This window comes from Trinickia sp., assembly GCF_035492435.1.
In the GTDB taxonomy this organism is placed as follows: Bacteria; Pseudomonadota; Gammaproteobacteria; order Burkholderiales; family Burkholderiaceae; genus Trinickia.
This window is the reverse complement of the sequence record NZ_DATJJF010000103.1, coordinates 43,917-51,526: the sequence shown is the minus strand read 5'-3', so window position 1 is coordinate 51,526 and position 7,610 is coordinate 43,917. Positions and strand designations below refer to the sequence as shown.

The 7,610-nt window shown below is 64.4% G+C and carries 5 protein-coding genes; 2 read left to right on the top strand and 3 right to left on the bottom strand.

Going from position 1 to position 7,610, the window contains the following annotated elements; translation table 11 throughout:
- Nucleotides 1-1,923: DNA polymerase III subunit alpha (gene dnaE, locus VL598_RS07755; protein WP_325326117.1), on the bottom strand; the 1,923-nt coding region annotated here is incomplete at its 3' end.
- Between the two features lie 195 nt (nt 1,924-2,118).
- On the opposite strand from dnaE, the gene VL598_RS07750 reads away from it, so the two are divergent.
- Nucleotides 2,119-2,985 carry a sulfurtransferase gene (locus VL598_RS07750; protein WP_325326116.1) on the top strand — a complete coding sequence of 289 codons (867 nt, stop codon included), beginning with the start codon at nt 2,119-2,121 and terminating at the stop codon, nt 2,983-2,985.
- 46 nt (nt 2,986-3,031) lie between these two features.
- Complete coding sequence (gene gluQRS / locus VL598_RS07745) at nt 3,032-3,967, top strand: tRNA glutamyl-Q(34) synthetase GluQRS (RefSeq protein WP_325326115.1); 936 nt, start codon at nt 3,032-3,034, stop codon at nt 3,965-3,967.
- Nucleotides 3,968-4,205: 238 nt separating this feature from the next.
- On the opposite strand, the gene VL598_RS07740 is transcribed toward gluQRS, so the two are convergent.
- The gene (locus VL598_RS07740; RefSeq protein ID WP_325326114.1) at nt 4,206-5,663 is read right to left on the bottom strand and encodes a DEAD/DEAH box helicase; all 1,458 of its coding nucleotides are present in this window, start codon (nt 5,661-5,663) and stop codon (nt 4,206-4,208) included.
- 566 nt (nt 5,664-6,229) lie between these two features.
- Nucleotides 6,230-7,444, bottom strand: a complete 1,215-nt coding sequence (gene purT / locus VL598_RS07735; RefSeq protein WP_325326113.1) for a formate-dependent phosphoribosylglycinamide formyltransferase — start codon at nt 7,442-7,444, stop codon at nt 6,230-6,232.
- Nucleotides 7,445-7,610 lie beyond the last annotated feature (166 nt).

Sequence of the window (7,610 nt, the reverse complement as noted above, 5' to 3'; positions counted from 1 at the left end):
ACGGTAGAGCGCAACGAGCGCGATGATGTCCTCGAAACGGTCGGGCTGCGCATCCTTCAGCATGCCCTGCATCCCGCGGCTTTCCAGCTGGAATACGGCGACCGTGTTCGCTTTTTTCAGGATCGAGAACGCGGCCTGATCATCGAGCGGCACCTGCGCGAGCGACCAGTCGGCCTTGGACGGATCGAGCCGGCGAATGTAGCGCTCAGCCCAGTCGAGAATGGTCAGCGTCGTCAAGCCGAGAAAGTCGAACTTCACGAGGCCGACGGCTTCGACGTCATCCTTGTCGTACTGGCTCACGACCCCGCCATCCTCGCCCTGCATGTAGAGCGGACAGAAGTCGGTGAGCTTGCCCGGCGCTATCAGCACGCCACCTGCGTGCATGCCGACGTTGCGCGTCAAGCCTTCGACGCGCTGTGCGAGATCGAGCAGCTGCCGCACCTCGTCTTCGTTGTCGTAGCGCTCCTGAAGCAGCGGCTCCTCCTTCATCGCGTCGGCAATCGTCACGTGCTTGCCGGGCTTGAAGGGGATCAGTTTCGCAATGCCGTCCGTGAAGTTGTAGCCGAGATCCAGCACGCGGCCGATGTCGCGCACCGCCGCCTTTGCCGCCATCGTGCCGAACGTCGCGATCTGCGAGACGGCCGCCGCACCGTACTTGCCCTTGACGTACTGGATCACGCGGTCGCGCCCTTCCTGACAGAAGTCGATGTCGAAATCTGGCATCGACACCCGCTCAGGGTTCAGGAAGCGCTCGAAGAGCAGGTTGTAGCGCAGTGGATCGAGATCGGTGATGCCGAGCGCATAGGCGACGAGCGAGCCCGCGCCCGAGCCTCGGCCTGGGCCGACCGGTACGCCGTTGTTCTTCGCCCAGTTGATGAAGTCAGCAACGATCAAAAAGTAGCCGGGAAAGCCCATCTTGATGATCGTGCCGCACTCGAACTCGAGACGCTCGTAATACTTCGGCCGCTCCGCGTCGCGCACGGCTGCGTCGGAGAACAGCTCGACGAGGCGCCGCTCGAGACCTTCCTTCGAGAGCTGCACGAGGTAATCATCGAGCGAGAGGCCATCCGGCGTCGGGAAAAGAGGCAGCTTCGGCTTGCCGAGTTCGAGCGTCAGATTGCAGCGCTTCGCGATCTCGACCGTGTTCGCGAGAGCGGACGGGATGTCGGCAAAAAGCGCGGCCATCTCGTCTTGGGTCCGGAAATTCTGCTCGGTGGCGAAGCGCTTCGGGCGGCGCGGATTGGCGAGAATGTCGCCTTCCGAGATGCAGACCCGCGCCTCGTGCGCCGTGTAATCGTCGGACGTCATGAACTGCACGGCATGCGTTGCGACGACGGGCAGCCGGAGCGCCGCCGCGAGCGCGACCGCCTCCTGCACATAGGTCTCGCCACCCGGCTGGCCGCAGCGTTGCAGTTCGATGTAAAAGGCGTTCGGAAAGTACTCGGCCCAGCGCTCGGCGTGGCGCTTCGCGGCTTCCTGGTTGCCGGCTGCAAGCGCCAAGCCGATGTCGCCCTGCTGCGCGCCCGAGAGCGCAATGAGCCCTTCGCGCAGCGGCCCTTCGAGCCATTGCGCATCGACTTCAGCGCGGCCACGGTGCTGGTTCGTGAGCCAAGCCTTCGTCAGCAACTCGCACAGGTTCAGGTAGCCGCGGCGGTCTTTGACGAGCAGCAGCAAACGGGAGGGCTTGTCGCGATCGTCGGGGTTCGCTATCCAGACGTCGCAACCGGCAATAGGCTTCAAGCCCTTGCCGCGCGCTTCCTTGTAAAAGCGCACGAGACCGAACGCATTGGCGAGGTCGGTCAGTGCAAGCGCGCCTTGGCCGTCGTCAGCGGCGGCCTGGACAACGTCGTCAAGGCGAACGATGCCGTCGGCGATCGAAAATTCGGAATGGACTCGGAGATGGACGAAGCGAGGATCTGGCATGGGCGGTATTGTACATCCGGGGTATTCGCGGCGAGGCACCGGCCCCGCGCCCGTTTGCGGGATAATACGCGTTTATCGTTTTTGCGCGACGCAGTTTCGTTTGCTTGTCGCGTCGACGCGTCCGCCCGCGCACCGCGCGGCATGGCCGCGGCGCGCGCCCATCCGGTACGTCTTGCGTCGCTTGAGCCTCGCCCTATGAGCACAGTCAATCTCGCCGCCTATCAATTCGCCACGCTTGACGCCATTCACGCCTGGCGCCCGCTCGTTACCGAGCGCTGCAACGCGCTCGGACTGCGCGGCACGATCCTGCTCGCGCCTGAGGGGATCAATCTGTTCGTGGCGGGCACGCCCGAGTCGGCGCGCGCGTTCATCGATTACATCCGCCACGATCCGCTTTTCGAAGGCAAGTTCGCGGCGCTGCAATTCAAGGAAAGCATCTCGCCGACGCAGCCGTTCCGCCGCATGCTCGTCAAGCTCAAGCGCGAAATCATCACCATGAAAAAGCCGGCGATCCGGCCCGAGGAGGGCCGCGCGCCCGCCGTTGATGCAGCCACGGTGAAGCGCTGGCTCGATTGCGGCCATGACGACGCGGGACGCCCCGTGGTGATGCTCGACACGCGCAATGCGTTCGAAGTCGATGTCGGCACGTTCGAGAACGCCATCGACTACCGCATCACGAAGTTCAGCGAGTTTCCCGACGTGATCGAAGCGCATCGTGCCGAACTCGAGGACAAGACGATCGTCTCGTTCTGCACGGGTGGCATCCGCTGCGAGAAGGCCGCCATCCACATGAAGGAGGTCGGCATGGAGCACGTCTATCAGCTCGAAGGCGGCATCCTCAAGTATTTCGAGGAGGTGGGCGGCAGCCACTATCGCGGCGAATGCTTCGTCTTCGACTACCGCACGGCGCTCAATCCGCAACTCGAGCCTACGGCCACCGCGCAATGCTTTGGCTGCCGAGCCGTTGTGACGCCCGAGGCGCAGCGCTCGCCGCTCTATACGCCGGGCAAGACGTGTCCCGCTTGCCATCCGGAACGCGTGCGCGAGCAAGTCGCGTTGTGACGAAGGCGAGCGCCCGCATGCACTTTCCGCCGCTGTTTTAATTGCAATGAGCAGCTTGCTCGGTGACGCTCGTAAAGACCAAACGGCAAACGTCTATCGCGGCCGTTTCGCGCCGTCGCCGACGGGCCCGCTCCATTTCGGCTCGCTCGTCGGCGCACTGGCGAGCTATCTCGACGCTCGTGCCCATGGCGGCATCTGGCTCGTGCGCATCGAAGACATCGACGGGCCGCGTTCAGTGCCAGGGGCAGATCAGGAGATTCTCGCCACGTTGGACCGCTTCGGCATGCAACCCGACGAGCCGCCTGTCTGGCAAAGCACGCGTACGACCCGCTATGCAAGCGCCTTGGAGCAGCTTGAAAAGGCTGGCTTGGTCTATCCGTGCGGCTGCACGCGCAAAGAGATTGCCGATTCGCTCGTGCGCGCCCACGCGCGGCACAGTACGCTTGCCTATCCGGGCACGTGCCGGCAGGGACTTGCGGGCAAACCCGCACGGGCTTGGCGCCTGCGCGTACCGGACGGCAACGACGCGCTCATCGCGTTCGACGATCGATGGCAAGGCACGCAGACGCAAAATCTCGCAACGGAGGTCGGCGACTTCGTCCTCAAACGCGCAGACGGCCAGTGGGCCTATCAACTCGCAGTCGTCATCGACGATGCCGAGCAAGACATGACCCATGTCGTGCGCGGCGCCGATCTGCTCGATTCCACCGCACGCCAGATCTATTTGCAGCGCTGCCTTGGTTTGCCGACGCCGGCTTACCTGCACGTGCCTGTTGTCGTGGACGCGCACGGGGAAAAGCTGAGCAAGCAAACGGGTGCCACGGCGCTCGATGCCAGTCAGCCGCTGCCGGCACTGCAAGCGGCTGCGCGCCATCTGGGCCTCCCACTCGCGGGCGATTCTGCATCGTGCTCGACGCTCGCCGCGTTCTACGACGCAGCGATCGCTGCATGGCGTGCGAGTTTTTGCCATGAGCCGCGGTAAGGTGCGCGTCCTGCGATAGCGCGCACTTTCCTCAACGAACTGTCGTCAACGCGGTTTCTTCAAATCAACCGGCTGCACGCGGCCCCGGCGCAATCTGCAGACATTGCCCGCAGATACGCAGTTTTTTAGCGCAAAGAAACGAAAACCTCTCGACGACGCCGTTCTCGTTTTACGCGAACTCCACACCATTGCCGTCGTCAGACATGAGCGGCCCAGGCGTCTCGCGTACTGGCCGCAATCAGGACGAAGCCGGATTGCGGCGCGGCATGCCGAAACCGCCAAGCAACGCGGCGAGCGGTCGTTTCGGCGCAGATTTCGTCGAATCCGCCACGGTCTCTCTCGGCTCGTCGTCCCTACGTGCGGTGGGCGACGGCACATAGGGCTTGAGGAAGAAGTCGTCCACGGGTGCCGAACGATGCGCGGGACGCTCGTGGGCTCCGGCGCCGCGGCGTCGGCCAGATCGCTCGTCTCGATCGCGGTGGCCGTGTTCTTCGCGATGGTGGCGAACCGGAGCCTCGACGAAGAGTGACTTCACCTCGAGCGGACGCTTGATCAGCTTTTCGATATCGGTGAGCTGCTTGCGCTCGTTGGGGCTGCACAGCGACAACGCGTCACCCGACGCGCCTGCGCGGCCGGTGCGGCCGATGCGGTGCACGTAATCTTCGGCATTGAAGGGCAGATCGAAATTGATCACAGCCGGCAACTCGGCGATGTCGAGCCCGCGCGCGGCAACATCAGTGGCAACCAGCGCCTCGATTTCACCGCGCTTGAAGGCGTCAAGCGCCTGCATCCGCTCCGACTGCGTCTTGTCGCCATGAATCGCCGAGGCGACGACACCGTCGCGCTCGAGTTGCCGTGCAAGGCGGCTCGCACCAATCTTGCTGTTGCAAAAGACGATGACCTGCTTCAGGCTGCGCTCACGGATCAACTGCACGACGGCGCTCTGCTTGTCGCCTTCGGCGACTTCGTAGACGATCTGCGTGACGTTGGTCGCCGTTGAATTGCTGCGCGCGACTTCGATCGTCTGCGGCGTGCGCAGATAAGTCGCCGCAAGCTTCTTGATCTCGGGCGAGAACGTCGCGGAGAAAAGCAGTGTCTGGCGCTCCTTCGGCAGCAAGTTCAGGATGCGTTGCAGATCGGGCAAAAAGCCCATGTCGAGCATGCGGTCGGCCTCGTCGAGCACCAACATCTGCACTTGGCCGAGATTCGTCGTCTTTTGCTGCACGTGATCGAGCAGACGCCCAGGCGTTGCGATCAGAATTTCGACGCCGCGCCGTAACTCGGCTTCCTGCGGGTTCATATCGACGCCCCCGAACACAACCGCGCTGCGCAGCGGTGTGTGCGAGGCGTACGCCTGAACGTTCGCGGCCACCTGATCGGCAAGCTCACGCGTCGGCGTGAGAATCAGCGCGCGCACCGGATGGCGTGCGGGCGAAGCGCTCGTGCTCGCATGTGGCAGCAAACGCTGGATGATCGGCAGCGAAAAGCTGGCCGTCTTGCCGGTACCGGTCTGGGCGGCCCCCATGACATCCCGGCCCGATAGCACAACGGGGATCGCCTCCGCCTGAATCGGCGTCGGCGTTGTGTAGCCCTGCTCGGCAATGGCTCTGAGAACGTCGGCGGCAAGGCCGAACTGATCGAAAGTCGCGGTAGTGGTCGTGGTGGCCTCGGCGGGCTTCACTGCGGGGTCTGACATAATGGCGTTCGCAAAAATGGCGTCGCGGGGCGTCGCGTCGTTAGCAGCCGCGGATTCACAATTGGCTGCGCGGCGACGGCCAGCCCTATGCAGCGCGTCGGCACGCGGCTGCCGCAAAAGTCGCACGGCAGCCTCGGCGCCAGGATACGTCAATAGGCTGTCAACCTTGTGACCCCTTCTGCACCGACCGAGCGCGACTTGCCGGCTTCGATTGCCACCTGCGGCGGCGGCTGCCCACTGCGTCGACTCGGCTGGGCCTGATCCTGCGCCGCCGGAAAGGCCGGTATTGTAGCACCGCAGTGCGACTAGCAACGGAGCCCGGTCCGACGCATCGTTGCGCCCTTCGGCGCACGGGCCCCATTGAGGCATGATGCGCGCGGCTTACGACGAATTGATGACGCAACGCAGGCTCCGGGCAGGGCCGATCAAAACGGCCACATTCGCGAGTCGCCGCTGACGGACCCGCTGCGCCGCGCCCGTCCTCTTCTTCATCAGCCGCGGCGATTCATGCGCGCGCTCGACTTTGGCGCCTCCCGCGCCCATTCGGCGAGCAACGCCCGGCCGCTTCAGCGCCCCGAGACCGGCCGCACCGCGGCTGCCGCGGCCTTTGCCCGCGTGCGCGCTTCGTCGATATCGGCGCCCGTTGCGACGGCCACGCCCATGCGACGCTTTTTGAAACTCTCGGGCTTGCCGAACAGGCGCACATCGGCAGCGGGCACGGCGAGCGCTTCGCGCACGCCTTCAAATGCGACGCCTGCTTCGTCAAGTCCGCCATAGATCACCGCCGAAGCCCCTGGGGCCGCGAGCGAGGTATCGACTGGCAATCCAAGCACGGCGCGCGCGTGCAACTCGAACTCCGAGAGCCGCTGCGAGTGCAGCGTCACGAGCCCCGTATCGTGGGGACGTGGGCTCACTTCGGAAAACCAGACGTCGTCGCCGCGGACGAAGAGCTCGACGCCGAACACGCCGCGGCCGCCCAACGCGCCCGTCACCTTGCGCGCGATCTCACGCGAGCGCTCGAGCGCAAGATCGGGCATCGGGTGCGGTTGCCACGATTCGACGTAGTCGCCCCCTGCCTGCACGTGCCCAATCGGCTCGCAGAAATAAGTCTCGATGCTACCCGTGGCGGGATCGACCGCGCGCACAGTCAGCAGGGTGATTTCGTAATCGAAGCGGACAAATCCTTCGACGATGACCCGCCCCATGTTCACCCGCGCGCCAGCCGTGGCGTGCTGCCAGGCGGCATCGATGTCGGCGTCGCTCTTGAGCACCGACTGCCCTTTGCCCGAAGACGACATGACGGGCTTGACGACGCACGGGTAGCCAATGCGCGCGATCGCCGCCTTGAAATCGTCATACGACTGCGCAAACGCATACTCGGAAGTCGGGAGCCCCAGCGTTTCGGAGGCAAGGCGCCGGATGCCCTCCCGGTTCATCGTGAGTTGCGTCGCACGCGCGGTCGGAATGACTTCGGCAACGCCGGCCGCCTCGATGTCCGCCAATGCCTCGGTGGCGATGGCCTCGATCTCGGGCAAGATGAGGTGCGGCCGCTCTGAGCGCACGAGTTCGGCGAGTGCAACCGGATCGGTCATGTCGATGACGTGCGAGCGATGCGCGACCTGATGACCGGGTGCGTTCGGATAGCGATCGACGGCGATGGTTTCGACGCCAAGCCGTTGGAGCGCGATGATGACTTCCTTGCCGAGCTCGCCTGCGCCCAGCAGCATGACGCGCGTGGCCGACGGCGCGAGCGGCGTGCCGATTCGTTGACCGATCTGCATAACGAATTCCGTTTGGAGAAGCTGAAATGAAGGCGCGATGCTAGCACGCGCCACGCGTGCTGCTCCTCGCTTCGCGGCCTCTATCGGCAACGCTCGAAAGGGAAGGCACGTTGACGTTCGCTCGCGCACGGTGGGCTGAGTGCGTTACGCTTATGCCTTTGCCAGG